Consider the following 26,646-nt stretch of genomic DNA (forward strand, 5'->3'; position numbering starts at 1 on the left):
TACAATAATCTATTCGGACTCCGGGCGCTTAAGCCAGGAATGTTGTAGTTAGTACAACAATATTGCAGGCAGAGGCCCGATAAGCCTCAAAATGTTGTACGAAATGCAACAATCTGCTCATAGCTTCTAGGAACGCCGTCAGGCGTTTTTTTAGTTTCTGCGCATGATGGGAGAAAACGGGTTCTAGCATTTCGCCAAAACTCATATCTATAAGTATAGCGGGCAAACGATATAAGGAGAGAAAAACTAGGTTGCTAGCTCGCTAACGTGATCGGCGTACGGCAGCACGACCAGAGGCGGAGGTAACGAATCGATGCAGGAACGATCCCAGGTCAAAATAAATGTAGCGCCTCGCCGAGAGGCGAAGCGGGGCAAGGAAGAGAGCGGCAACCGCGAGACAAGCGAAAGGGCAGCGCTCCGGTCGTCAGAGCCGAATGAGGGTAAAGCGGCCACGGTGTCGGCTCCCGCTAACGTAGTGGTGGTCCGTCAGAAACCGGAACAAGCGGTCAGTCAGGAACGAGGGAGGGAAGGGGCCGGAAGAACCGTAATTGGTGTGGAAGTCGGGGGAACGGCGAAGGAGAAAACGGAAAAGCCCGTAAATTCGGGATTTGAGCGGACCGCAGCGCAAAGGACGGAGTTGGCCGAACGGACAGTGAGGGTTGAGCGGACCGCAGATGTGAATACGCGAGTCGTGAGAACGGCAATGGAGGGGGCACGCCGGTCTGAGCCGACGGCAACCCGCGGCGACGGCGGCGTGGTACCGCCGGGCTTAGCGCCGCTGGCGGCACCTCCTGCGGGGGTGCCGCCGGAAACCCGCGTGCGCGTGCGCGTCCGCACGCGGCCGGGCCGAGCCGCCCCCCGCAAAAGCGGCGGGAGGTGGCTCGGCGGCACGGGCGCCGCCCCCGTGGCGGCGGCGCTGATCGCGCTGGCGCTGCTGCTGCCAGCGCTCATCGCGTGGCGCGCGGCGCAGGCGCCCGCCGCGCGCCACGACCCGGCGGCGACGGCGCAGACGCAGGCGCCTGCCGCCGTGCCGCCATCGGCGGAGCCGCGCCCGCAGGACGCGGCTCGCGCCGAGGCGCCGCCCGCGGTGCCGGAGGCCGCGGGCGGGACGCCGGTGCGCGTCTATCTCACGCGCACCGGCGAGGTCGAGAGCGTGCCGCTCGAGCAGTACGTCACCGGCGTCCTCGCCGCCGAGATGCCGGCCGACTTCGAGCTCGCGGCACTGAAAGCGCAGGCCATCGCGGCGCGCACCTTTATCGTCCGGCGCCTTACGGCCGGGGATACCGGAGGTACCGATGGCGGCAAAGCCGATGTGAACGACACCGTGGAGCATCAAGTCTATCTCTCCCGCGAGGATTTGGAAGAGTGGCCAAGCCGAGGCAAGGGAGCGCAGCTCGAGAAGCTGCGCCAGGCCGTGCGGCAGACGGAAGGAATCGTGATGACGTATCGCGGGCAGCCGATCACCGCTTCCTTCTTCTCCTCCAGCGGCGGGTACACGGAGAACTCCGAAGACTACTGGTCGCTGAAGATCCCTTATCTGCGCAGCGTGCCTAGCCCATGGGACGCCGCGATCAATCCGAAAAACCGCGAGACGATCGAAATGCCGCTCTCCCAACTGTACAGCAAGCTGGGACAGAAGGTGCCGGGACCCGTTAAGACGGCGCTGGCCGCCCTCGATCAGGGAAACGGCAAAGCCGCGGCGGCCAAGCTGAGCGCCGGCAAGCTGTTTAAGACCCTATCCTGGACCGACGGTCGCCGGGTCAAGGAGATTCGCATCGGCGAGCAGGTCTACACCGGCCGCGAAGTCCGGGAGAAGTTGAATCTCCGCTCCAGCCAATTTACGCTGGCGGTCACCGGCGATACCGTCAAGATCACCACCTACGGCTACGGCCATGGGGTCGGGATGAGTCAGTGGGGGGCTAACGGCATGGCAAAGGAATGGTACACGGCGACGCAAATCCTTAAACACTATTACACGGGAATCTCGTTTCAGCAGGCCTCCCATTTTATCAAGTAGCCGCACGGAAAACGATTATTCTTTTTTTCTGAAAAAAAAGTATAAAGCCGAAGTATAAAAGAGTTCGCCCCGGTAACACTGGTTACTGAGGTGATGAGCAAATGAATGAAAACCAGAAAAAAACAGGACACGAGGAATCTCCTAAAATTGGATTGGGAGAACCGGTTAAACCGGTATCCGCGTGGAAGAGATTATTGTCGAAGAGATGGGTTTACCCGGCAGCGTATGTGGCGGCAGCGGCAATTATACTAACCTTAGTGTGGGTCTACCAGGATGCGAGCAACAAGCCATTGGACTCGACCCCCGCCAGCGTAACCGACACCGTAAACCTGTCCGGCGAAGAGGAAGCCGCAACGGAAGAGGGAACGAAAGAGGAAGAAGCGACCGAAGTCATCGCCTCCTCCGAGGATCTCTCTTGGCCGGTAGCGAACGCCGCCGATGTCGCCGTCGTGAAGCCGTTCTATGAGAAGGAAGGTACGGCCGAAGAACATCAGGCCGCCCTGGTGCAGTACAACGATACGTTTACGCCAAACACCGGGATCGACCTGGCCCGCGAAGACCGCAAGCCTTTCGAGGTAACGGCCGCCATGAGCGGAAAAGTGACGCGGGTTGAAGAAGTGCCGCTTCTCGGGTTCGTCGTGGAAATTACCCACGCCAACAACCTGAAGACGGTGTACGAAAGCTTGGGCGAAGTGAAGGTGAAGAAGGATGCCGAAGTGAAGCAAGGCGACACGATCGGCAGCGCCGGCCGCAACGAAATCGAGAAGGACCTCGACAACCACGTCCATTTCGCGATTTACGAAAACGGCGAGCTGGTGAATCCGGAAACCGTGCTTCCGAAAAACTGAAGTTAAACCCATCCATCCAATTTATGGCACTGCCAGCCGGTCCAATCGTTCGGATCGATGCGGCAGGCTAACGGAGAGCAAAGAGCTCTCCGTTTTTTTCTGCTTACTCCGCAATAAGGGTACAAAAAGGCCTTATTTGCCGCAAATTCAGGATTCTCGAGTAAATAAGGGAAAATATTGGTCTTATTTCTTCGGTCAAAGCCTCAAAAGGCATGTTTTACGATGATCGAGAGAAATAAGGCCCTATTTTGTCCTTATTTCGTATGAATCGGGATTGGATGCCCAAATAAGGCCCAAAAAGTCCCTTATTAAGGATTAAGACGGTATCATAATCGCTCCATTTCACACACCTTACTTAACTTGTCCGGCCCTGCTGCTCCTTCCCTTTAGATGACCGAAGGTAAAATAAATGGCCTCGCCCAAGCTTGTCAGGCTTGGAAACAAAGAATATCTAGGCCCGCCCCTCATATAATGTACCAAACTATCTCGAGTTGAGGGAGGCGGGAGCGTGCACGATTACATCAAGGAACGGACGATAAAGATTGGACGGTGCATCGTGGAAACGCGGCACACGGTTCGAACGATCGCCAAGGAATTCGGCGTTTCCAAAAGCACGGTGCACAAGGATTTAACGGAACGTCTGCCGGAGATCAATCCGGATTTGGCGGATCAGGTGAAGCACATTCTCGAATATCACAAATCGATCAGACACCTGCGCGGCGGGGAAGCGACGAAGATCAAGTATAAGAAGAAAGGCCAATCGAAACGCGAGGTGATTAGCTCCGTCAATTAATGGGTAATTACTTAGTTCACCCATCGAACGATTTTCATTGAATCATTCCCCTAAAGTATGGTATTTTTAAATATGGTATAAGATGATGTGGATTTTCATCCATTTATCCCGAAATTTTGCGATATTCATCGACTTTTGTCGATTGACCACACCTTTGTTAGCGGGACACTTCTGCCATATACATGGGGTAGGGCCGCTACGTCCTTTCCGTGATTTACAAAAATACGCTTTGGGGGATCGAATGATGGGCAAGGATATTGGGATTGATTTAGGCACGGCCAATGTGCTGATTCATGTGAAAGGAAAGGGAGTCGTTCTTGACGAACCTTCCGTAGTCGCGATTGACAGCGACGGAAGACGGGTGCTGGCCGTCGGTGAAGAAGCAAGGCGGATGGTGGGCCGGACGCCCGGAAATATCACTGCGATTCGTCCCTTGAAGGACGGAGTCATTGCCGATTTTGAAATTACGGAAACGATGTTGAAATATTTTATTGACCGTGTGGGCGGCAGAAGCTGGTACAGCCACCCGAGAATTCTGATCTGCGCGCCGACGAACATTACCTCGGTGGAGCAGAAGTCGATTCGCGAAGCCGCCGAACACAGCGGCGCTAAAGAAGTGTATTTGGAAGAAGAACCGAAAGCGGCCGCCATCGGGGCCGGCATGGATATTTTCGAACCGAGCGGCAACATGGTTGTCGATATCGGCGGCGGGACGACGGATGTGGCGGTGCTCTCCATGGGGGACATCGTCACCGCTTCGTCGCTTAAAGTTGCCGGGGACAAGTTTGATGCCGCCATCATTAAATACATTAAAACGAAGTACAAGCTGTTGATTGGCGAACGGACGGCGGAAGATATCAAGATTGGGATCGGAACGGTATACCCGAACGGACGGGTGGCCGAAATGGATATCCGCGGCCGGGACATGGTGTCCGGGCTGCCGCTGACCGTGACGATTACGGCGAACGAGGTTCAGGAAGCGCTAGCCGATCCGATCTCCTCGATCGTCGCCACCGCCAAATCGGTGCTGGAGCGCACTCCGCCGGAATTGTCCGCCGACATTATCGACCGCGGCGTGATTTTGACCGGGGGAGGCGCTCTGCTGAACGGGCTGGACGAGCTTCTCGCCGAAGAACTTCGCGTGCCGGTGCTGATCGCCGAAGATCCGATGCACTGCGTGGTGAAGGGAACGGGCATCATGCTCGACAATTTGGACAAGGTGCTAAGAAGAAAGCTCTAATCGTCCGATATAATAAGAAGGAATGTGTTGCCCGGTGAATTAGGGGCATTGAATATATAGCGTTTGGAGGTAAGGCCATGCTTAGAGGTCTCTATACCGCGGCGTCCGGCATGATCGCCGAGCAGCGGCGGCATGATACGGTTACGCAGAATATCGCCAATCTGAATACGCCGGGCTACAAATCGGTGAATACGGTGGCGCACTCTTTTCCTGAAATGTTGATTTCCCTGATGGGGGACAAGCAGTCGGGAGCTACTTCGCGTATCGGGAAGCTAGTGACCGGGGTGTTTGCGGAAGAGAGCTTGCCGGCGTTTACGCAAGGGGATTTGAAGGAGACCGGAAATGGTACCGATTTTGCCTTGATCTCGCAGCTTAGCCTGACCAACCCGGCTACAGGCCAACCTTATGCTTTTGACGCTTCGGGTAAATTCGTCACGGAGGACGGCGAGGTGGTTTATCAGCCTCAGGCTTTCTTCACCGTGGAAGATAACGAGGGGAATGTACGTTATACCCGGGACGGCGGCTTCACCGTCAATACGGCGGGAGAAGTGAGAACATCCACCGGCTACCGGGTACTGGACGCCACCGGCAATCCGATCGTCCTCAACCCGGGCTTATCCGTGAACACGCTGACCAGTGATGAGACCGGAAATTTGACGGCGCTAGACAATACCGGTGCCCCTGTTAACCTGGGTGCTCTCGGGATCACGGTAGTGGAACAGCCTTACCAACTGGTTCGCGAAGGCAACGGCGTCTTCCGTGTCGCCGATGAAGAGGCGGCAGGAGTACGGGGACTGGTGCCTGGAACGGATGGGACCGTGGTGCGCCAAGGCTACCTGGAGGTATCGAACGTCGATACGGCCCAATCCATGGTGGACTTATTGGCAGCCCAACGGGCTTACGAGTCCAATCAGAAGATCATTCAATATTACGATCGCAGTTTAGATAAAGCGGTAAACGAAATCGGCCGCGTGTAGTTAAGCGTCCGGCCATAACAGGAGGTGCGGCATGAATAACACCATCATCAGCGCGATGGTTTCGATGAGCGGAATTCAACAACGTTTGGACTTGCTTGCCGACAACATCGCAAATGTGGATACGGCAGGGTATAAACGAAAGCAAGCCAATTTCGAAGATACGTTGACCCGGGTGCAGCAGCAGACTTCCGATCTGAATTTGCCCGGCCGCGCGACGCCGTCCGGTTTCAACCTCGGCTTCGGTTCGAGAATGTCGCAGGTGACGGTAAATTATACCCAAGGCCCCATTAAGGAGACCGGCAATCCTACCGATTTGGCGATTGAAGGCAACGCGATGTTCAGCGTATTGACGCCGGACGGCGTTGTAGCTTATACCCGAGGCGGGGATTTTCATGTCCAACCGGATCCGGGCGATGAGGGAGCCGCATTTTTGGTGAATAAGCAAGGTTATGTGGTCTTGAACGCCGATGGCGATCCGATCACATTTCCTTCCGATGCCAAGCTGAGCGTTGACTCGGAGGGGAATCTGCTGGCCACGAACGGGGAAGGAACGACAGAAGTAGGACGTATCGCGTTGTTGACGGCCGAACGTCCGGACGTGCTGGTTCAGAAAGACGGTAACCTGTTTGTCCTGGCGGCCGGCGTTGATCCGGCTCAGGCCATGGTGGATACGTTAAGCCTGCCGCAGGAACAACGGGCAAGCCTTCGCCAAGGGGCGTTGGAAGCCTCCAACGTAGATTTGACCGAAGCGATGTCCGAAATGCTCCAGGTGCAGCGTGCTTATCAATTGACGGCTCGCGCGCTGACATCCGGCGAAACGATGATGGGCCTGGCCAACAACTTGCGCGGATAGGTGGGAAGCTTCATGAGTGAAGACAATCAACCGGCTGCCAAACGCCCCGCCTGGATCGTCATCCTGCGAATCGTTCTTGTGTTGCTGGTTCTCTTTGCGGCATTGGCGGCGGGTACCGTCGTTGGCTACGTTGTGTTCGGCAAGCAGGACGCTTCGGAGATCTGGCACTGGTCGACGTGGAAGCATGTTTTCGATCTGGTGTTTGCTCCTTGAATGGAAGCGAAAGCGAACGTTTGCGAGGAGTCGTACGGAACGCATATATAATAGAAGAAACAGAACAAATTTAACATAATTGTCCACAAACTCTCGGCTGACGGGAGTTTTCTTTTTGTAGGCGAAAAATGTATAATGATGGGGGACTCTACGGCTAAAACAAGTCAAAAGGGCTATATCCGTAACCGACCTGGGGGTCGCTTGCGGATAAGCCCCTTATCTTAACCTTCGCTTCTGCAGAGGCGAAGGATAACTACAGTGTGACCGGTTGTCTGCGCTTTTATTCAGTTTGAGCTAGCCGGCTGCCGGAACCCAAAAAGGCAAACCGAAAGGAGAACTTACATATGTTGAATACGAACGAGATCCAGGAGATTCTACCTCACCGTCCTCCGTTTTTGCTGGTGGACCGCATCATTGAGCTGGAGGAAGGCAAACGCGCCGTCGGCATCAAGAATGTGACGATCAACGAGCCTTTCTTTATCGGGCATTTTCCCGGATACCCGGTGATGCCTGGCGTGCTGATCACGGAGGCGTTGGCGCAGGTTGGAGCCGTAGCGATGTTGCATGTGGAAGCCAATCGCGGCAAAATCGGCTTCTTGGCCGGGTTGGATGAATTCCGTTTCCGGGGGCAAGTGGTGCCAGGGGATACGCTGCGCCTGGAAGTCGAAATTACCCGGATGAAGGGATCGATCGGTAAAGGCCACGCCGTCGCTAAAGTTGACGATAAGATTGTCGCCGAGGGAGACATCATGTTCGCCTTGTCCTAATCGGGCTGAAAGAGATCATTTGAGGAGGAGAAACAACCATGACTGAAATCAGCAAGGCTGTAAGTGAGAAACTGGAAAGCTGGCTGCAGGACCCTACGATTGATGACGCTACCAAACAGGAACTGCGCGATTTGGAAAGTAACCCGGCCGAGCTCGAGGATCGTTTCTATCGGGACCTGGAGTTTGGTACGGGTGGTTTGCGCGGCGTGATCGGAGCCGGGAGCAACCGCATGAACCGTTATACGGTAGCCCGTGCTTCGCAGGGGTTTGCCGAATATATTCTAGAAGCGCATGCGGGCCAAGCAGGGGCCCCCTCGGTCGTGATCGCGCATGACTGCCGTCATTTCTCGCCGGAATTCGCGCTTGAGGCCGCTTTGGTCCTGGCCGGCAACGGCATCGTCGCCAAGCTGTTCCCGTCGCTTCGCCCGACGCCGCAGTTATCCTACTCCGTGCGTGAGGAGAAGGCAACCGGGGGCATCGTCGTTACGGCAAGCCATAATCCGCCGGAGTACAACGGCTACAAAGTATATAACTCGACGGGCGGCCAGCTAGTCCCGCATGAAGCGGAACAGGTCATTGCCCGGATTCAGAATATCGCTTCCTTCGCTCAAGTCAAACGGGTAAGCCGCGAGGAAGCGGAAGCGAAAGGACTGCTCGTTTGGCTTGGCGCCGCCGAGGATGAGGCGTTTGCGGAGACCGTGGCGAACACCAGCGTCAATCGCGAACTGATGGCGGCAGGCGCGGCCAAGGATCTCGTGGTCGTCTTTACCCCGCTGCATGGGACCGGGAACGTTCCGGTTCGAAGCGCTTTGGAGAAGATCGGGTTTACTCGAGTGCATATCGTAAAGGAACAGGAATTGCCGGACGGAGATTTTCCGACGGTCAAGTCGCCGAACCCGGAAGAGCGCGAAGCGTTCACGATGGCGATCGAGCTCGGCAAACAAGTCGGCGCTGATCTTTTGATCGGCACGGATCCCGATGCAGACCGGATGGGTGCGGTCGTGCGGACGCGGGACGGCGAATATGAAATTCTTACCGGTAACCAATCGGGCTCCTTACTCGTCCATTATGTATTAAGCCAATTAAAGGAGAGAGGAGCGCTTCCGACTAACGGTGCCGTCGTCAAGACGATCGTGACCAGCGAATTCGGCGCCGCCATCGCCCGCCATTATGGAGCCACGGTGTTTAACACGCTGACCGGTTTCAAATACATCGGCGAGAAAATGAACGAATTTGAAGCTTCCGGCAAATTTACTTATTTGTTCGGTTATGAGGAAAGCTACGGATATCTGGCAGGGAACTATGCGCGCGACAAAGATGCCGTCGTGGCCTCGACGTTGATTTGCGAAGCGGCGGCTTATTATAAACGCCAAGGCAAGACATTGATCGACGTGCTGGAGGAGCTGTACGGGCAGTTCGGCTACTACCGCGAAGCGTTGGCCTCCCGCACGTTGAAAGGCAAAGACGGTTTGGCTCAAATCGGCGCGCTGATGGAAGCGTTCCGCAGCAATCCGCCGCAAGAGATCGGAGGCGTGCGCGTGTCCGAGGTGCTGGATTACTCGCTGGGCCTTGACGGCTTGCCGAAGGAGAACGTGCTGAAGTTTTTGCTGGAGGATGGTTCGTGGTTCTGTCTGCGTCCGTCGGGCACGGAGCCCAAGATCAAATTCTATTTCGGCGTTTGCGGCACTTCCGCGGAAGACGCCAAGTCGCGTTTGGGTCGGATTCAGGACGACGTGCTCGCACGCGTCGATAAGTAAACGAAACATGTTGGTTTGGGGAAACAAATAACAGATGTGGATTTATGCATTTTTGAGGAGGTACCTTAGTGATTCGAAGTTGGCAGCGGTGGAATAACGCTTCCCGCAAATGGTTGTGGGTTTTGGTGATTGTCGGAATCCTGGCATCCGTGCCGGTGATCGCGCAGCGGGTTCAAACGGAATCCTCCGCGAACAAGGTGGAGTTCGTCTTTAATTATCGAGGATTGCTGGATATTGCTTCGTATCAAGCGGATCCGCAGGCCTATCTGGACGAACAACTGGACCGGCTGAAGGAAGCCGGCGTGGGCACGATGGCGATGTTTGAAAGCACGCTGGACGAATTGTCGAAGGCTCGTCGAATCATGGTGTTTAGTTCGGTGGAGGCGGCGAAGCTGAACGGGGCCGTCATTACGGAGAACGGCAATTACACGTACCTGGCGTTTACCAGCGCAGAGAACGAAGCGCAGTTGAAGCCGATGATCGAAGCGGCGTTCCGCAAGCTGGATGTGCCGGTGGCGAACTGGCAGTACCAGGATCAAGGCGGTCTGGTGATCGGCATGGGCTTGGAGGAAGCGGTGATGAAGCCGTTGCCGCTGGACCCGATCGCGTTTGCGATGCTGCGGGAGAAAGGCTTTACGATCCTTCCACGGCTCTCGGACAACAGCCCTTACGATCAAGAGGAGTTGGATCAGCAGCTGGCCTTTTTCGCTGAAAACGGCGTCACCCGCATTTTGTTCGACGGCGAGGCCGTGAAGGGTTATAACGAAAACGAGTCGAAGAACAGCCTGCAGGGCTTTGCGGATTTGCTGAAAAAACACGGTCTTGGCATCGCGGCCATCGAAAACTTGAAGGCTCCGCAAAAAGGGTTCAATAAGTTGGCTTACTTGATCGACTATAACGTGGTACGGCTGCATTCTTTGGCCGATACGGAGGCAACCCAAGATAAAGCGACGCTGGCCGACCGGTTCGTGCTGGCCACCAAAGACCGGAACATCCGGATGGTGTACCTCAACGCTTTGGCTTCCAAAGATTTAGCGAAGGCGGCGATCACGAATCCGATCGACAATCTGATCGATTCGTTGCAAGCTCCGGGAAATGCCATCCAGCGCATCGAGAACAATGGCTTCGAGCTTGGACAAGCGGAGGCCTTCACGATTCACGACGCAAGCTGGCAAAAATACCTCAAAGCGTTGGTCGTGCTTGGGGGCGTAGCATTCGTGGCGCTGCTAATTTCCTGCTTCTTGCCGTCGCTCACGCTGGCGGCGTTTGTCCTCGGCTTGGTTGGTTCGGCCGGACTGTACGTGTTGAAGCCGGTATTGTTTGAGCAGGCGCTGGCTTTGTTCGTGGCCATCAGCGCGCCGACGATCGCCATGGTGCTGGCGATTCGCAAGGTGCAGGAGCTGCAGGAGAAGCATTCCAACTTGTCGGGCGGACGCCGGTTGACACATACGATCGTCTTGTTCATCAAAACCTCGCTGCTGTCGCTGACCGCCGTACCGTTCGTCATTGCCCTGCTGAACAACATTACGTACAGCTTGGTGCTTAATCAGTTCCGCGGCGTAAGCTTGCTGCATTTGGGACCGATTTTGCTGATTGCGATCTATGTCTTCTTGTACCGGGGCAACTCGGTCTGGGAAGAATTGCGGAAATGGCTCAGCATGCCGATCACGGTGCTTTGGGTAGCCGTTGCCGCCGTGCTGGGAGTTGCGGCTTTGTATTATCTGTCCCGGACCGGCAATGCGGGAACGCTGCTGCCGGGCGAAGCCGCCTTCCGTTCTTTCCTGGAGAACGCGTTTGGCGTTCGGCCGCGGAATAAAGAATTTTTGCTGGCGCATCCGCTGTTTATCGTCGGCTTGTTTGCCGCTTTCCGTTATCGCTGGGCGATGTTCGCGATGATTATCGCGGTGATGGGCCAATTGTCGATGGTTGATACGTTTGCGCATATTCATACTCCGGCAGTGCTTTCGCTGATTCGCGATGTTCTCGGTATGGGCCTGGGCCTGGTGATAGGTTTGATCGCCGTCCTGGTTTGGCAAATCATTGAAAGGTGCTGGGATAAATGGTCGCCACGACTGCTAAAACTTTAGTCTTGTCGGGGTATTACGGATTTCGGAACAGCGGGGACGAAGCGGTGCTTCAGTCCATCCTGCTGGCGCTGGAAGAGGAGGGGCTTACCACGGGCGTGGATATTAAGCCCATCGTGCTGTCGATCGATCCGGAATGGACGAGTCGGACGTACGGCGTCGAATCCGTGCACCGGATGAAACTCGGCGAGGTAAGGAAGGCTATAAAGAGCAGCGACGGGTTGATCAGCGGAGGCGGCAGCCTGCTGCAGGACGCTACGGGGATCAAGTCGATCCCGTATTATCTGGGCGTGATCAAACTGGCGCAATGGCTCGGCAAGCCGACCTTCGTGTATGCCCAGGGCATCGGACCGGTGAACCGCAAGCTGTTCCGGCCGCTGATCGCTTCGGTGTTCCGGCGCTGCGACTATATTTCCGTGCGCGATACGGAATCGGCGAATTTGCTGCGGGACATGGGACTTCGGGGCAAGGATGCGGTTCAAGTCGTGCCTGACCCTGTCATGGGATTGGCATTGTGGGATCATGTCGCTGCGTCGGAGGGGAACGGCGGCGTTTCGGGCGAGTCCGCCTCGGATCTGCCGGTGGTTGGTGTATCGGTTCGCTTCTGGAACGAAGCGCGAACCGAGCTGACGCAGCTGGCCGAGGGGCTCTCGCTGCTCTGTCGCCGCAAGCCGGTGCATATCCGGTTCCTGCCTTTTCATTTCCCCGGCGACGACGAAGCTTCGCGCTTCGTGATGGAACGGCTGGGAAATGTGGCGGAACGCGGCTGCACCGTGAGCATTGCGCCAGAGACGGAGCACCCGCAGGATATGCTGCGGGAAGTGAGCCGGTGCAGCCTGCTGGTCGGCATGCGGCTGCACAGCTTGATCTACGCCGCCTCGCAGAACGTCCCGTTGCTCGGCATCTCGTATGACCCGAAGATCGACCATTTCCTTGGTCGCATCGGAAGCGTCCCGGTCGGGACGGCGGAGGAGCTGGATCCGCGGATTCTGGCCGCGGAAGGGGAGCGCCTCCTGCAGGAAGCCGGGACGTGGCGTAAGAGCCACGCCGCGCAAATCGCCGAACTGAAGCGGGAAGCACGGGTGCCCGCGCGGCGGATCGTTGAATTTTTACGAAAGTGATGGGTGAACAGGGGATGACCAAGATCAATGAAGGGATTCCGACGGTTTCGGTATTTGGCGTGCCGGTCTGCAAATGGGGGATGAAGGAGACGGTTGCCCATTTGACGAACGCGGTTACCGCCAAGACGCCGCATCATGTGATTACGGCCAATCCGATCATGATGATGGCGGCGATCGAGAACCCGGATTACAAAGCGATGATGCAAACCGCCGAATTGATCGTGCCGGACGGAACGGGCCTGGTGTGGGCTGCGCGAAAAGGCGGCGACCCGGTGACGGAACGCGTGCCGGGGTACGAGCTGCTGCACGAGCTGATGAAGCAAGGGGAGCGCCTGGGCTGGAAAGTGTACTTGCTTGGCTCCGCGCCGGATGTCGTGAAGGAGACGGCCCGTCGATTGGCGCTGCAGTATCCCGGAACGACGATCGCGGGGTACCGCGATGGCTATTTCGGGCCGGATCAAGACCAGGAAGTCATCGATGAGATCGTCAAAGCCGCGCCCGATCTGCTGTTTGTTGCCCGGGGGGCAGATACGCAGGAACCTTGGATCGCCAAGTACAAAGACGTCTTGCGCGTCCCCGTGATGATGGGGGTTGGCGGCAGCTTCGACGTCATTTCCGGGCGCACCAAAAGAGCTCCCATGGCTTTCCGGAAGCTTCGGCTGGAATGGCTGTACCGGTTATTGAAGGAACCTACCCGCTTCCGCAGAATGCTTGCGCTGCCGAAATTCGCCGTGCGCGTGCTGCGGGAGAAAGAAAACTTAACGAAAATGGGCTAAATGCCTCGATTTCCATGAATAACTGCGGTTTTTTGCGCAAATACGGGGTTGGTGTTTCTCCTTAATCGGAGTATAATCATTCCGGTGCAGAATAATTGGAGGTCGAAATTTAATGTTGATGATTTATATCATCGGGTTCATCGTTTCACTTGGCTTGGCTTTGGGCCTAACGCCGCTCGTAAAGAAGTTCGCTTTTAAGGTTGGCGCCGTGGACGTACCCAATGCGCGCAAAGTGCATACACGAATTATGCCGAGACTCGGTGGTTTGGGGATTTTCTTATCATTTGTCATCACGTTTTTTCTGCTTCTTCCGTTCCTTCCGGACGTCTTCTCGGTACGCGAAGTGAACTTCATCAAAGCCTTCCTGGTTGGCGGAACGATTACCGTCTTGCTGGGTGCTTTGGACGATCGCTTCGATTTGCCGGCCAAACTGAAATTTCTGATTCAAATCGCGACGGCCTGCGTGGTCGTGTTCGTGTTCGATATACGTATTGAATTCGCAAATATTCCGTTCCACACGTATGCCGCGGTGGAAACCTGGGTAGCGATTCCGTTCACCATCCTGTGGATCGTTGGCGTGACGAACGCCATTAACCTGATCGACGGATTGGATGGACTGGCTGCGGGCGTCTCCGCCATCGCGATCGGGACGATCGCCGTCATGGCGTTCCTAATGGGCAACGTGATGGTGGCGTTGCTGTGCTTGCTGCTCCTTGGCAGCATTATCGGATTCCTGTACTTCAATTTCCACCCGGCCAAAATCTTCATGGGCGATTCGGGCGCCCTGTTCCTGGGCTTCTGCTTGGCGCTGTTATCGCTGCTCGGCTTTAAGCAGATCGCGATCGTGTCGTTCCTGACGCCGCTGATTCTGATCGGCGTGCCGCTCTCGGACACGATGTTCGCCATCGTGCGCCGCTGGATGCAGAAGAAGCCGATCTTCTCGCCGGACAAGGGTCACTTGCACCATTGCCTGCGCGAGCTCGGATTCAGCCACCGCCAGACGGTGCTGATCATATACGGCATCGCCGCGTTCTTCGGCGTGCTGGCCGTCATCCAATCGTCGGCCGCGATGTACAACGCCAACTGGGTGACGTTCGTCGTCATCTGCGTCATGGTCTTCTTCCTGCAAATCGGCGCCGAGGTCATCGGCCTGATTGGCAAGACCAAACGCCCCGTGCTCGACTTCCTCGCCCGCCTGCGCATGAAGGCCGGCGCTGAACGCGGCACGAAGTAACAAGGAACATGGAGTGCGGACCAGTCCGAAATTATAGCATCCCTAAATGAAGGGCAATTATGCAATCCTTAACTTGATGAAGGACAACCCCTCGCCGGCTTGGCAAAGCCGCAGGGGTTGTTTTTTTGTCTGCCTGCCCGCAGTGCCGCGTCGAGGTTGCTAACGGACTTCGAGGTGGCTAACGGACACCAGAGCCGTTATTTGCACCGAACACAGCGTAGGCTCGGATTCTAACGGATCGAGGAGACCTTATTCCGGCCTTCTGTGGTGATTTCGCCTCATTCGGAGTCTAATAAGGTCACTGCAGTCCGTTAGAACGGAAAATGTCCGGGAAATGTGCAAATAAGGTCATTGGAGTCCGTTACACTTGTGACACGAACAGAACATCCGACTGACAACGCCCGCTGGAAACGGCGGTTTTTTCGCGTCCCGCGATTTTCATTGGATTCTTCTTCATGTTTTCCTAAAATTCTTCCACTTTTCGACCGATAACATATGTAAGTGACGCTTTCGGGCAGTCCCTGCCGAACCTTGGCGGGGACATCAACACACACTACACGACAAAGGAGAGATTAATCCATGCAACGCTTCAAGAAGCCCTTCATATGGTTGATGCTCGCCGCATTAATCATCACATTGTTGCCATCCGGGTTCGTTCCTAGGGCCAATGCTGCTCAGGGCAACTATTTTATTCCGGATGACTTAACGCTAAGAAATACGACGACTTTAACACTTACTCCCGGTGCCGACCAGGTTGCACGGGACAACCGGATGTATACAACAACGATTCCTGGGCTTACGTTTTCGGGTACCTATTCGCAGGTTACCGAGGATTCCCTGAAGGTTAAGGTTGAACGTCTGACCTTTAAAGTCACAAATCCGACTACAGGTGAGGGAATCTGGGAGACTGATAGCACCCAATTCAAAAACGGGAATATCTCCAGAGATACCTCTTCATCTTTTCAGGATAAGTTCAAAGTCACTAACTTGCCATTATTCCCGGGGTTTAACCGAATTACGTTATCGGGTTCCCAAAATGGGATTACACGCGAATCAACATTCTACGCTCTATTTGATCAAGTTCCTTATGTGCAGGATCTGAAATTGTTAGGATCCAGCTATGGGACCATCTACTTAAACGAAGGTTCGGAGGTTGTCGCGGATAAGGATAACGTTTCGATCTCCGGTGAGGTGAAGAACGCGACGGAAGTAACCGTAAGTGTCAACGGAGGCACGGGGTTAGTGACGACATTGACACAAACCGGCAAGTTCTTTTCGCCTGCCCTTAACTTGAAGCCGGGACTTAACAAAATTACGATCACCGTTAAAAGCGGTGCCGATTCTGTTACGATTGAACGATCCGTTTATTACTTTGATAAAACCAAGCCATTCGACACGATAGCCATCCAGTATAATGGAGCGGACTATGATGTGTATAACAAAGTGGCAACCATTACAGAAGCCACTACACCTACGCTACCAGTATCCGGAACGGTTAAATTCTCGATGCTGTTAAATGACACAGGGAATGCATTTGGTGCCTCGCAAGGTACAGGAAAAGGCAGTGTTACTCTGACCGATTCCTTAAACACGGCAAACCCGCCGGTAACAACTTTTACAGCGACAGAAACAGAAATTCCGGCACCAGACGGTCTATCCAAAGCCTACAGATTGGTTGAGGTCACCGTTCCAATCTCTTTTGGTAGCGGAAGTCAAAGGTTTAACTTGAGTGTCCAATACGACGGCACCTATTCTACTTCAGTGAATATTAATTTTAAATTTCTTCCGGGCGAGATCGGCGTTACCGGATTGAAATATATGAAGGACAATTCAACCCCGCCGGGCAGTATTAATGATCTTCCAGATTTGGACGGTACTCAAGCTGATAAAGATAATTTTTATATTTTGGTTACGGCAGATCAAGCTTTTGACAGCAGCGATCTAAATGCAGTCTACTTGCCAAGAGGGACTACTGGACCGACGATTACCCCAGTTACTTCGGGGACGGCGACTCAGCACGTTTTCAGAATTACTGGTTTTTCAAGCGGTACGCAGCAAGTCAAATTTAGCATTGGTACCTCCAGTGCCTCCAAAACGGCAACGATAACGTACGCTACGAAAAACTACATTTATGTCGAAGGCTTGTATGATGGCCAAACTATTTCCGTAGATTCAAGTAAATCGAACCTTTACGTGGATATTAACGGAGAGTATCGCGACTTTGAAAACCTGTCGAACCCGCAGTTTTTTGTGAACGGGGTCTCTAATGATAAGTTAACGCCACCTATCGCCTTTGCTCCGACAACGACTTCACCTACATTCACGATTCGACTGCCGATTGATGTCACAGGCCCGTTATACTACGGTGAGAACCGTATTAAATTTAGCGGGGTATCCATGGACGGAAAAGGCAATTCCAGAACGGTTGTTAAAGAGTTGAGGCTGTATATATTAGATACGAATGTCTCGAACATAAGTGTATTCCGTCCGAAAATTTTTGACCCAGCGGTTACTTTTACCGGCTTGGATCTGAATGATACCAGCGGAGCTAATACACAGTTAACCCAAATTCTTGCTGGCTCGCCAGAGTTTAAGCTCGTTGGAGAGATTTATGAAACTAGCGCTCAGAACTACGATTTGATTATTCAAGGAGCCGGAGCCAGAATTATTAACTTAATGCGAGGTTCCGAAAGCGTCTTTAATTCCCAATCTGATGCATCTGCTGCGGATTTAACATCAACGACGATGACGAGTACTCAAATTATTACAGGAACCATCGTTAGAAGCGGTAAACCGGACGTTGGTTATGATATGGCTGTATTTAACGGGAAGTTTGTATTGAGAATCAAAAACATTGCACTAGATTCGCTGGGAAGTCAAGTATATAACTTGGAACTTATCAATTCCACGGGAGCCCGCACTTCACAGAGACTTGAAATTTCCCGCGTTTTGGCTCCGTACCGGATTTTGTCCCCCGTTTCTACGGTTGGCGACCAAATCATCGTTAATAAAAATTTTGTGCGGTTTGACATTGAAGCTGAAGGAGCTACCCAAGTCATTATAGATAAAGGGGAAGCTATTCGACGTACGGACTTGCCCGAAAATGCACCGGCAAGATTTATCTATGATTATGTTGGGCTTAAGCCGGATAAGGCAACGAAGATCAAAATTCAAATTGTACGGGGAACCGAAACGCTGAATGATACTGTAGAGGTTTATTATGCAAGTGCGGTTGCTGTGGATTCGCAGTATATGACGGAGAAATCAGCAACGAAGTACTCGGCATTTAGTAAGGCTCTGGAGCTAAGCTTCCCTAAAGGTACAGTACTGAAAACGGCTAATGTCCCTGAAGGTAGCGTAACCAAATTTTATCCGGACAACAAATTGTTATTTGGGATTGCAGATCCTAAAAACGGAATCTTGGAACGACGCAACGATTACGGCAATTTTTTCAATATCGACAAGGACGAGAGAACACCAAATGGCTTAGCGACACTTACTTTACCGGAGGATTTGTCCGAGCTGTTTAACTCGACAGCTAAAACGAGTAATTTCACGAGAGTTTCCGATGTTTACTGGATTAACGGCGGGTACGGCGAATATGGAAGCGGAGATTCATACAAGCCGGCGACGAACGGATTGCCGCCATATTCGATTTTGCCGCAATATTCCGATTCGCAGAACTTCCGGGATCTCCTGCTTCGGGAACCAGAGAGAAAACTTGTGCCTTCACAGCGGGGGACATTGAAGCTAGCCTTTAACAAGAACGTTGTGGATGAAGCAGGGACAACAGTAGCGGTGTTCCGATTCACGGAAAATTCGGAGTGGGAGAATATCGGTGGAACCGTCGACACCAAAAGTAATACGATCACCGTACCTTTTGATGATTTCGGCTATTACGTCGTCATGAAGCAGAGCCGTGGTTTCAGCGATATTACGAATCATCCATGGGCACGCAATATTCTGAATGCTCTGTACTCCAAGGGTATTATGGCGAATCTGCAGCCGAATACGTTCGGAGCTGACGATCTGACGACCCGCGGGGAATTTGCTACGTTGCTGGTCAAAGGGCTCAACATTCCGTTGAACTATGATGATAAAGTTCAAACTTATTTTGACGTTGTACCAAAGGCCAAAACAGATACCTGGGAGTTCAAGTACATCGAAACTGCGTCCCGTGCCGGTATCATCACCGGAATTACCGAAGGTTATTTTGGAGTTGAGGAGCCAATCACGAGAGAGCAGGCAGCTATAATGATTTCGCGTGCACTTAAGCTAAAGCTTCCGATTAATGATAGCAAGCTTAGTGCAACGCTGGCCAAGCAGTTCCTGGATTCAGGGAGAATTGATCCGTACGCGCGTCCAGCCGTGCAAGCCGTTTACAAAGCGAAAATCATGGATGGGCAAAGTGTTACGACGGCTGGCAGCAAGAAGGCTTCAATTAACTTTAATCCAAAAAACAACATGACGAGAGCTGAAGCGGGAAAAGTTGCGGTGGAACTTCTTAAGAAGAGCTCATCAATTTTTCCTAAAAATCTAAGCTAAAATATTCGTAACCAAGAAGCGGCCAAGGTTAACTATGGCCGCTTCTTTTTTTTCCAATTACATCATTTTGTGTTTTCTCAAGCTTTACGTTAAAATAAGCAGAGTAATAGACAATACGCAAAAGGGTGAACTTGAACAGATGAAACCGATCCTATCTAAACCGCAGTTGGGTTATTCAAAAGCGAAGCGCAAATTTGAGGATAAATCCAAAGTTTTAGAGAAGCGCATTGAAGAAACTGCAAAGCTGCAAGAAGTAACCCAGGAAGTCATGGAAGGACTAGTTATAGAAACTGGCTTTCATGATGCTTTCACCGAGTTGCGCGAAGCTGAAAACGAATTGATCGAGTGGTCTCATAACACCATGAAGCATGAGAAGACATACAAGGACAACAAGCAAGCTGTTGATGAGATGTATGAGAAATTGAATACCGATCCGCAAATGCGGGCTCGTATTATCCAATTGGCCATGAGAGTAAGATAATCAAGAAGCCTTTTGGTACGAGATTACCTATAAGGCGTCCCATTTAGGACGTCTTATTTGTCGTGTCCGAACATACAATGGAGATAGCGTGAAAATGGGAAAAGTTGCTTAATGACTGACATATTCCGGCATGATATACTAATTTCCGTCAGGCGGTAAGGGAGTCAAAAAGGCGTAACTAAGGGGAATCTTAGAAAAAGTTACAATCTCGCAATTTTTTTTAAAACCCCCGCAACTTTTTGAAACCTGCTGCGTTTAAGATGTAGAGCATTGACAATGGCGACCAAATTAGACATGGCAAGGTGTTCCTCATAGGGAAACTTGTCTATCTATTAGAAAAATTAGCTTTACGGCTCTAGGGACCCATTGTATAATGTTTAGGTAGGATTAGGAAACTAGTCTATTTCTACATTCTATCAAATGAATGAGGTTACAAGTTTCTGCAGTTTTGCTGCAGACCTAATTTATAGGAAACTTGCTCAAGCTCTGGAAAGGGGGTGCAATGGCTAATGAGTAACACGAGCTATTCATTTAAAGAAAACTCTCATGTGATAGTTAATCAAGGAGGAGAAAAAAAGGTTATGAAGAAAATTTTGTCCGTAGCTTTGTCTACAGCAATGGCATTCTCCATGTTTGCTTCCGTAGCATTCGGTGCTGATGCCAAACTGACTCCAGAGCAACAATTTAACGCTCTGAAAGATGCAGGTATCGTATCTGGCTTCCCAGACGGCCTGTCCCACTTGGAAAAAACGTTGACTCGCGCTGAACTCGCGAAAATCATCGTTAACTCCCTGAGCCTGGAACCAGTTGACGCTACTTCTTACAACGATAAGAACTATGCGAACCACTGGGGCCGCACTTACATTGAAGCTGCTACGCAAGCTGGCATCCTCAATGGTAAAGATGCAGCTAAGAAACTGTTCGATCCGAACGGCGCAGTAACTGTACAAGAACTGGCTAAAGTTCTGGTAACTGCTCTGAAACTGGAAGTTCCTGCTGACGCTAACAACACGGCATCCGCATGGGCTAAAGGTTATGTAGCAGCAGCGGTTAACGCTGGTTACCTGGCTGACGGCATCAACTACCAAGCTCAAGCAACTCGCTCCCAAGCAGTTGTAGCAGCTTACGCTATCTACGAAGCAGCTCAAGTTCCAACAGTTAAATCCTACAAAGTAGTTGACAGCAAGAACGTTGAGTTCACGCTTTCCAACGACGAAGTAGTGAAAGTAACTTTGGAAAAAGCTTTGGAAGCTAACAAAGAAACTGAAGTTACTTTCAAAACTGCTGCTGGCGAAGAAGTAAAGGCTAAGATTACTTGGGTTGTAACTACTGCAACTAAAGTTGAAAGTGTTAAAGCTGACAACCTTAAACAAGTTATTGTTTCTTTTGACGGTGATGTTGATTCTGCAACTGCTACTGATGAAGATAACTACTCCATCACTAGCGACACAGAAAAAGATATCGTAGTTACGAAAGCATCTCTTTCTGCTGACAAAAAAGTTGTTACGCTGACTGTCGAAGAAAAAGGCGATGACACAAAAGCGTTGGTTAACCAAAAAGAATACAAACTGAGCGTTAGCAATGTTCGTGCAGGTAATACTGTGATTAGCGCTTCCGATGTTAAGTTCACTCCGGTTGACGCTGCATTGCCGGTAGCTTCCTCTGCTCAAGCTTTGGGTAATAAAGCTATCAAAATTACTTTCAGCGAACCGGTTGTGGCAGCTACAAATTCCAATAGCTTCCTTGTTGATGGTAAAGCGGTTGTAGGTACTGTAGATGTTGCTGGTAACACGGCTGTACTGAAACTGTATTCTGTTATCGAAAATGGGGAACATACAATTAATGTTAGCGGAGTTAAAGACTATTCTGGTCTTGCTAATCTGTCGACTGACTTGAAATTCACTGTAGTCGAAGATAAAACTGCTCCAACCATCGCTAATGTTGAAAGTGCTACCTTTGAAAGTGTAACACTGAAATTCAGTGAGCCGGTAGATCCTTCAACTGTATCTGCAGCTAATGTATACTGGTTGCAAGGTACTACTAAGAGAACGGCAGAAACCTTTGATGCTTTGTCTGATGACACTTACAGATTCAACTTCACTGGCGAAAACAAATTTATTTACTCCACTAATTTGTATGTGACTGATGTGCAGGACTACTCCGGCAATGTCATTGCTAGTGATACTAAAGTAACAGTTAACCCTGTGGTTGATGTTACTCGCCCTGAAATTGTTAGTGCAAAACTTGATGACAACTCGACAACTGAACTGACTGTTAAGTTCACTAAATCCTTAGACACCGCTACTGCTACGGATTCTAAGAATTATGTGATCAAGAACTCTGATGGTGATGTTGTATCTGAATTCAAGGATGTAACAATTGATGGCTCTAGCGATAAGGTTGTACACATTAAATTGTATGAAGCCTTGAGTGAAGGTAAAACTTACACCCTGAGCATTTCCAATGTGGCTGATAATACTACCTTGAAAAATGTGATTCTTCCTTATTCTACAAATATTGCTGTTGGTAGTGTAACAGCTCCTAAATTGACTAGTGTTGAGTACACTGAATCTGGCAACAGATTGGTAGTAACTTTCGATAAGGCTATGGCTACTTCTGGTGACTTCTCTGTTCTTGATCCTAACAAGTATATTTATCAATACAGTGAGGATGGAACAGGGACACCGACTTGGAAACCGTTGCCTAGCGGGACTAACTTCACTATCTCTTCTGATGCGAAGTCTGTAGTTATGATCTTCCCATCGAGCGTGGATGTTACAAAAGAAGTTGTTGGACTTCGTGTAACTAACGTTAAGAGTACGGGCGGTGTAACTCTCGATGGTTTGACTATGGATGATACCTCAGTTGTGAAGGCTTCGGCGATTACTCTTGATTCTGCAAAACCAGAAGCTACCGCTAAAAACAAAATTAAAGTTCATTTTGCACAAACAATCCAAGCTGCTTCGACTAGTGACTTTAAAGTTGTAGCATCCGATTCCACTTCTGTGTTGGCTGATCAAACCTTGTCGATTATTTCCGCAAGTGTTGATGGCAAAGATGTTATTCTGACTTTGTCTGACAACTACAAGCTTGATGCTGACGGCGGATATGCTTCCGGTAAATATGATACGGTTACCGTATTCGTTGAGAAGAACAAAAACCTTGTTACTCCAGCTGGAAACAAAGTGGATACTGCACAAAGCGCAGTAGTAGTTGACAAAATTGCACCAGAAGTATCTAGTGTTAATAAGGAAGTTCTCGCTGCTGACGGCCTCCTGACTGTTAACTTTAGCGAAGCAGTACTTGCAACTGCTACTAACGCAGTTTACGATTTCGACGTTCAAGTCGGTGATACTGTACTTAAATCCGGTGTTGACTTTACAATCGATGCAAGCTCTGCTGGTAACAAGATTGTATTGGCAATTAATCCTGCAAAACTTACAGTTGGTAAAGTAATCAAAGTACGTGTTAACCCAGCTGCTAAGTTCTTGACTGATATCAGTGCAGATCATAATGTTGTAACTGGAACTTCTTCCTACTACAATGCTATTGTGAAGTAATGGTTTATAAGTAAGTTAAAACAAAAGACCCCTTATATGGGGTCTTTTGTTTTATATTAGATATTCTTTAAGCAATCTTTAAGTAAGCTTATTTAGACTCCCATGGTAAACTATCAAAAGAAGTGTTTGTCCTAAATACGAAACATTTTTCATTCCAATACGTTATTAATTAATAAGAACTTTTCTGCATGGGAGGTAACACATTGAAGAAGATACCAGTGACCGCTGTTGCTTTGGGTTTTATTATGCTGACTACCAGCGCATCAGGAGTAATGGCTGCGGGTACATCAACTGTTAAGACAACGACCACTAAACAAACAAAGGCCGTTGTACATACGTTGGCTAATTTGAATCCAATTAAAATCACGACAAAAAGTACCGTTCGATTAACAGACGTTAATATTTTGACTCAAGACGAGGAAAGTATCCTTACTTATACTTTGACTATTAATAATGGTGATAACAAGACGCTGGACTTACTTGATTATTGGTCAAAAGTGAAAACGGCTAGCGGCACTACCTACAGTACCTCATTGATGACAAAGGATAAAGAAAAGAAAAAACTTTCGGCCGGTTCTTCTACGACTCTGACGTATGTTGCCAAAGTAGGGAAAGACACAAAGATTAGTAACCTGGTGTTTCAAGTGATAAAATGGGATTTTAGCCAAGCCAATTATGAAAGCTTAAAAGGCCAATTTAAGGTGCCAGCTAACTATTTGACATCAACTCCATCGGATCAAACGAAAACCTTAAAAGTTTTTGATACACCCGTCAAGGCGAAGGTGAATCAAGTAGCGGCATTCGCTTCAGGGGATTATAACTATGTGAATGTAGGGCTTAATTTACAAAATATAGGCTACAAACTTTTCGAAGATCCTAAAGCGAAGTTTGTTATTAAAACGGCAAACGGAGCCAGTTATCCGATGTCCGTCGATTCCACAAGTACCGGGTACAAGATACAACCGCAGGACAATAAAACATTGAATATGATGGCAGCAATTCCTAAGAGTATTAAGCTTACAAATATGGAACTACAAATCATTCAAGAAGATGAAACTACTAAACTAAATCTACCTATTGCAACCATACAGCTACCTAACGCTTCTAATAAGGCTTTGGCTGTACAAGCCAACATAGAGAAATATATTGCACTAGGTAGCGGAAAAATTGCTGTTAGTGTGAATAGTTCAACATTGCTGCAGAGTTTCGATGAGCATGACTTATCAATTCGGTTTAAGGTGAGAAATACTACGGGAACCACCGTAACTCTTCCAAAGTATCAGTTTGAAGTGCAAACCTCAGATGGATATAGATTGCCAATAACGTCCCAAGCCGTAGATCCATTAATCTTGCAGCCGCTTGAAGAGAAGTATTTGAATCTTCATGTAACTATTCCTTCTGGAGTTAGTACCGGCAACCCGCAATTGTTCATGAATCTTCCACCAACTGAGGGCTCAACGGATACATTTAGTTATCCGGTCGGAATTTTTGCGCTTCCAGAAATGAATGCGTTGCAAAATATGATTGGTCAGAAACAATTCGTTCAAACCAGCAATGGTATTCTCGGTGTAACACTGTCATCGATTCAACGTTTACCATGGAGTGATGGTGATCTCGTTTCTGCGAAGGTAACGATTGATAATACTGGTTATAAGACTGTACTATTGCCTGAATTAACTGCGCAACTTAAGGTAGATGCTGCAAAGCTAACCACAGCTACTCAGTTAATCTCGACTCAAGCCGTTGGTTTACTTGGTGCTGGCATGTCAACTGATGTGTATGTTGTGTCTAAAGTTCCTAGCTATTTAGATTTTAGCCAACTCCAAATATCTCTTTTGGAAAAGTTAAGTGAGAACTCTTCTACAGCCTGGGTACAATTCAGCAATGCTGGGACTTTACCAGAATTACCGCAAATAAAAAGCGGACAATCTTATAAAATTGAGACCTCCGGTCGCCAACAGGAACTTAGAGTACTTCGCTCTTTTGTATACCCAGGAACATCATATGATTTGATATATACTGAACTAGAATCTAAAAACATGGAAGATCATCAACTTGATCTTTCTCAACTAGCGGGTTCTTACGAGAGTGCAAACGGGCAAAAATACAAAGCAACCGTGAGCCAGATTGACACATCAGTGGGTCCGGAAGAAAAGAGCATTATTGCGTTGTGGTCGAAGATTCCTAAAACAACGCCAACGAGTGATATGAAATTAGTTGTAGGCGAAGGTATTACTGAAGGAAAACTAACGCCGATTAAGGAGGAACCTACAGGGTATGTTAATGCGGCTTCATTTGCCCTTGTCGTATCGCAACCATCAGTGAGTAGCACTTTGACAGCCCTAAATATTCCGCCATATAACTTGACGGTGAAGAGTGCGAGTGCAAGTCTTAGTGGTTCTTCTTCAGTAAATATTACCTTTGACTATAATTTGGCAAGAACCATGGATTACGCAATTGGTGAATTTGAACATAAGTATTTGTTTGAAATCGTTGATACAAGTACTGGAAGATCTTTTGAACAAGAATACTCCCCTGAGAAAGATCTGAAGCTAACTACTGGAGGAACCGCCAGCTTTAGTATCAATGATATGATTTTTGAAGGCAAATCATCAGGCTCATTCTACTTAAACGTATACGATTTATTCCAAGGACAGAAAGTAAAATTAGGTAGTCAAGGATACTATTACACATCTTCGTTTGATGAATAAAAAACAAGCCCAAGTCCCTCCGGATTTGGGCTTGTTCCTTTCTACCAAAACCTCTATCATAGACAGTAACAGAGTCATAGAGGAGGAACAGGATGAAGACGGGTTGGAAAGTAGCAACGGCCGTGGTGTTGATTGGCGGCAGTGTTTGGGCAGGTTCGCTGTTGAATATGCAGGCAGAGGGTGCGGCGACGACGCCGGGGACGGCGGATGATCCGGTAGTTACCAAGAGCTACGTGGATCAGGCGATCCAACAGGCGATTGGTGGCGGGGGAGGTTTCAGTACACCGAGCACGCCTTCTACAGGCAGTTCAGGGAGCAGTTCTAGCGATGCTGGAATTCAAATCGTTGAAGTCAAACCAGGCAAGATTCTTGTCGCTGCTGCAGGGGCGGAGTTTATTGTTCGTTCCGGGAAAGCGGTTATTTATAGCTCTGATTCTAACGGGGTAGCGGATCTCACCGATGGAAAGGATATTACGAATGGAGGCGCCGTGGCGAACAACCACTTGTTGTCTTTTCCAAGAGAGGGTCGGGGGATTCAAGTTCAAGAAGGCGATACCAACAATTTGATCGTGATGGTTCGGGGTGGGTATCAACTCAAATAGTCGGCTAACGGATTGGCATGATTGGGCAGTGCAGACAAACATTCCTGAGCGTAGAGAAGGAAGAGCG

General features: G+C 50.3%; 18 protein-coding genes. All 18 read left to right on the forward strand.

What is annotated here, in order from left to right:
* Window positions 1-313: 313 nt before the first annotated feature.
* The 18 genes from spoIID to MJ257_RS18665 all read left to right on the forward strand — a co-directional run bounded on the left by spoIID (window position 314) and on the right by MJ257_RS18665 (window position 26,579).
* On the forward strand, window positions 314-2,017 hold the full coding sequence (gene spoIID, locus MJ257_RS18580; RefSeq protein ID WP_240270642.1) for a stage II sporulation protein D: 1,704 nt from the start codon (window positions 314-316) through the stop codon (window positions 2,015-2,017).
* Between the two features lie 101 nt (window positions 2,018-2,118).
* The gene (locus MJ257_RS18585; protein ID WP_240270643.1) at window positions 2,119-2,865 is read left to right on the forward strand and encodes a M23 family metallopeptidase; all 747 of its coding nucleotides are present in this window, start codon (window positions 2,119-2,121) and stop codon (window positions 2,863-2,865) included.
* 508 nt (window positions 2,866-3,373) lie between these two features.
* Entirely contained in the window at window positions 3,374-3,658 is a 285-nt protein-coding gene (spoIIID, locus tag MJ257_RS18590) for a sporulation transcriptional regulator SpoIIID (RefSeq protein WP_009223751.1), read from the forward strand.
* 241 nt (window positions 3,659-3,899) lie between these two features.
* Window positions 3,900-4,898 (forward strand): rod shape-determining protein, encoded by a 999-nt coding sequence (locus MJ257_RS18595; protein ID WP_178023337.1) that lies wholly within the window; start codon window positions 3,900-3,902, stop codon window positions 4,896-4,898.
* A gap of 77 nt (window positions 4,899-4,975) precedes the next feature.
* On the forward strand, window positions 4,976-5,875 hold the full coding sequence (locus MJ257_RS18600) for a flagellar hook-basal body protein (RefSeq protein WP_240270644.1): 900 nt from the start codon (window positions 4,976-4,978) through the stop codon (window positions 5,873-5,875).
* 31 nt (window positions 5,876-5,906) lie between these two features.
* Window positions 5,907-6,728, forward strand: a complete 822-nt coding sequence (locus MJ257_RS18605) for a flagellar hook-basal body protein (RefSeq protein WP_240270645.1) — start codon at window positions 5,907-5,909, stop codon at window positions 6,726-6,728.
* A 12-nt stretch (window positions 6,729-6,740) separates the two neighbouring features.
* Complete coding sequence (locus MJ257_RS18610) at window positions 6,741-6,941, forward strand: DNA-directed RNA polymerase subunit beta (RefSeq protein WP_178023340.1); 201 nt, start codon at window positions 6,741-6,743, stop codon at window positions 6,939-6,941.
* A gap of 344 nt (window positions 6,942-7,285) precedes the next feature.
* A complete protein-coding gene (fabZ, locus tag MJ257_RS18615; protein ID WP_178023341.1) occupies window positions 7,286-7,708 on the forward strand; it encodes a 3-hydroxyacyl-ACP dehydratase FabZ in 423 nt (140 codons plus the stop codon).
* A 38-nt stretch (window positions 7,709-7,746) separates the two neighbouring features.
* Window positions 7,747-9,465: a phospho-sugar mutase gene (locus MJ257_RS18620; protein WP_240270646.1), complete on the forward strand. Its 1,719-nt coding sequence runs from the start codon at window positions 7,747-7,749 to the stop codon at window positions 9,463-9,465.
* Between the two features lie 68 nt (window positions 9,466-9,533).
* A complete protein-coding gene (locus tag MJ257_RS18625; protein WP_240270647.1) occupies window positions 9,534-11,552 on the forward strand; it encodes a DUF5693 family protein in 2,019 nt (672 codons plus the stop codon).
* Window positions 11,525-12,670, forward strand: a complete 1,146-nt coding sequence (gene csaB / locus MJ257_RS18630) for a polysaccharide pyruvyl transferase CsaB (RefSeq protein WP_240270648.1) — start codon at window positions 11,525-11,527, stop codon at window positions 12,668-12,670. Before MJ257_RS18625 ends, csaB begins: the two co-directional genes overlap by 28 nt.
* A 14-nt stretch (window positions 12,671-12,684) precedes the next feature.
* The gene (locus MJ257_RS18635) at window positions 12,685-13,446 is read left to right on the forward strand and encodes a WecB/TagA/CpsF family glycosyltransferase (RefSeq protein ID WP_240270649.1); all 762 of its coding nucleotides are present in this window, start codon (window positions 12,685-12,687) and stop codon (window positions 13,444-13,446) included.
* Between the two features lie 112 nt (window positions 13,447-13,558).
* On the forward strand, window positions 13,559-14,680 hold the full coding sequence (locus MJ257_RS18640; protein ID WP_178023346.1) for a glycosyltransferase family 4 protein: 1,122 nt from the start codon (window positions 13,559-13,561) through the stop codon (window positions 14,678-14,680).
* Window positions 14,681-15,259: 579 nt separating this feature from the next.
* On the forward strand, window positions 15,260-19,225 hold the full coding sequence (locus MJ257_RS18645) for an S-layer homology domain-containing protein (protein WP_240270650.1): 3,966 nt from the start codon (window positions 15,260-15,262) through the stop codon (window positions 19,223-19,225).
* Window positions 19,226-19,364: 139 nt separating this feature from the next.
* Complete coding sequence (locus MJ257_RS18650; protein WP_193417127.1) at window positions 19,365-19,706, forward strand: hypothetical protein; 342 nt, start codon at window positions 19,365-19,367, stop codon at window positions 19,704-19,706.
* A 509-nt stretch (window positions 19,707-20,215) separates the two neighbouring features.
* Complete coding sequence (locus MJ257_RS18655) at window positions 20,216-23,266, forward strand: Ig-like domain-containing domain (protein WP_240270651.1); 3,051 nt, start codon at window positions 20,216-20,218, stop codon at window positions 23,264-23,266.
* A 203-nt stretch (window positions 23,267-23,469) separates the two neighbouring features.
* Complete coding sequence (locus MJ257_RS18660) at window positions 23,470-25,977, forward strand: hypothetical protein (RefSeq protein WP_240270652.1); 2,508 nt, start codon at window positions 23,470-23,472, stop codon at window positions 25,975-25,977.
* 92 nt (window positions 25,978-26,069) lie between these two features.
* The gene (locus tag MJ257_RS18665; RefSeq protein ID WP_240270653.1) at window positions 26,070-26,579 is read left to right on the forward strand and encodes a hypothetical protein; all 510 of its coding nucleotides are present in this window, start codon (window positions 26,070-26,072) and stop codon (window positions 26,577-26,579) included.
* Window positions 26,580-26,646: the final 67 nt, after the last annotated feature.

Source organism: Paenibacillus timonensis (genome assembly GCF_022427145.1).
Lineage (GTDB): Bacteria > Bacillota > Bacilli > Paenibacillales > Paenibacillaceae > Fontibacillus > Fontibacillus timonensis.

Coding starts and splice junctions, on each gene's coding strand:
- spoIID (WP_240270642.1), top strand. CDS start 314: ATGCAGGAACGATCCCAGGTCAAAATAAATGTAGCGCCTCGCCGAGAG.
- MJ257_RS18585 (WP_240270643.1), top strand. CDS start 2,119: ATGAATGAAAACCAGAAAAAAACAGGACACGAGGAATCTCCTAAAATT.
- MJ257_RS18595 (WP_178023337.1), top strand. CDS start 3,900: ATGATGGGCAAGGATATTGGGATTGATTTAGGCACGGCCAATGTGCTG.
- MJ257_RS18600 (WP_240270644.1), top strand. CDS start 4,976: ATGCTTAGAGGTCTCTATACCGCGGCGTCCGGCATGATCGCCGAGCAG.
- MJ257_RS18605 (WP_240270645.1), top strand. CDS start 5,907: ATGAATAACACCATCATCAGCGCGATGGTTTCGATGAGCGGAATTCAA.
- MJ257_RS18610 (WP_178023340.1), top strand. CDS start 6,741: ATGAGTGAAGACAATCAACCGGCTGCCAAACGCCCCGCCTGGATCGTC.
- fabZ (WP_178023341.1), top strand. CDS start 7,286: ATGTTGAATACGAACGAGATCCAGGAGATTCTACCTCACCGTCCTCCG.
- MJ257_RS18620 (WP_240270646.1), top strand. CDS start 7,747: ATGACTGAAATCAGCAAGGCTGTAAGTGAGAAACTGGAAAGCTGGCTG.
- csaB (WP_240270648.1), top strand. CDS start 11,525: ATGGTCGCCACGACTGCTAAAACTTTAGTCTTGTCGGGGTATTACGGA.
- MJ257_RS18635 (WP_240270649.1), top strand. CDS start 12,685: ATGACCAAGATCAATGAAGGGATTCCGACGGTTTCGGTATTTGGCGTG.
- MJ257_RS18640 (WP_178023346.1), top strand. CDS start 13,559: ATGTTGATGATTTATATCATCGGGTTCATCGTTTCACTTGGCTTGGCT.
- MJ257_RS18645 (WP_240270650.1), top strand. CDS start 15,260: ATGCAACGCTTCAAGAAGCCCTTCATATGGTTGATGCTCGCCGCATTA.
- MJ257_RS18650 (WP_193417127.1), top strand. CDS start 19,365: ATGAAACCGATCCTATCTAAACCGCAGTTGGGTTATTCAAAAGCGAAG.
- MJ257_RS18655 (WP_240270651.1), top strand. CDS start 20,216: ATGAGTAACACGAGCTATTCATTTAAAGAAAACTCTCATGTGATAGTT.
- MJ257_RS18665 (WP_240270653.1), top strand. CDS start 26,070: ATGAAGACGGGTTGGAAAGTAGCAACGGCCGTGGTGTTGATTGGCGGC.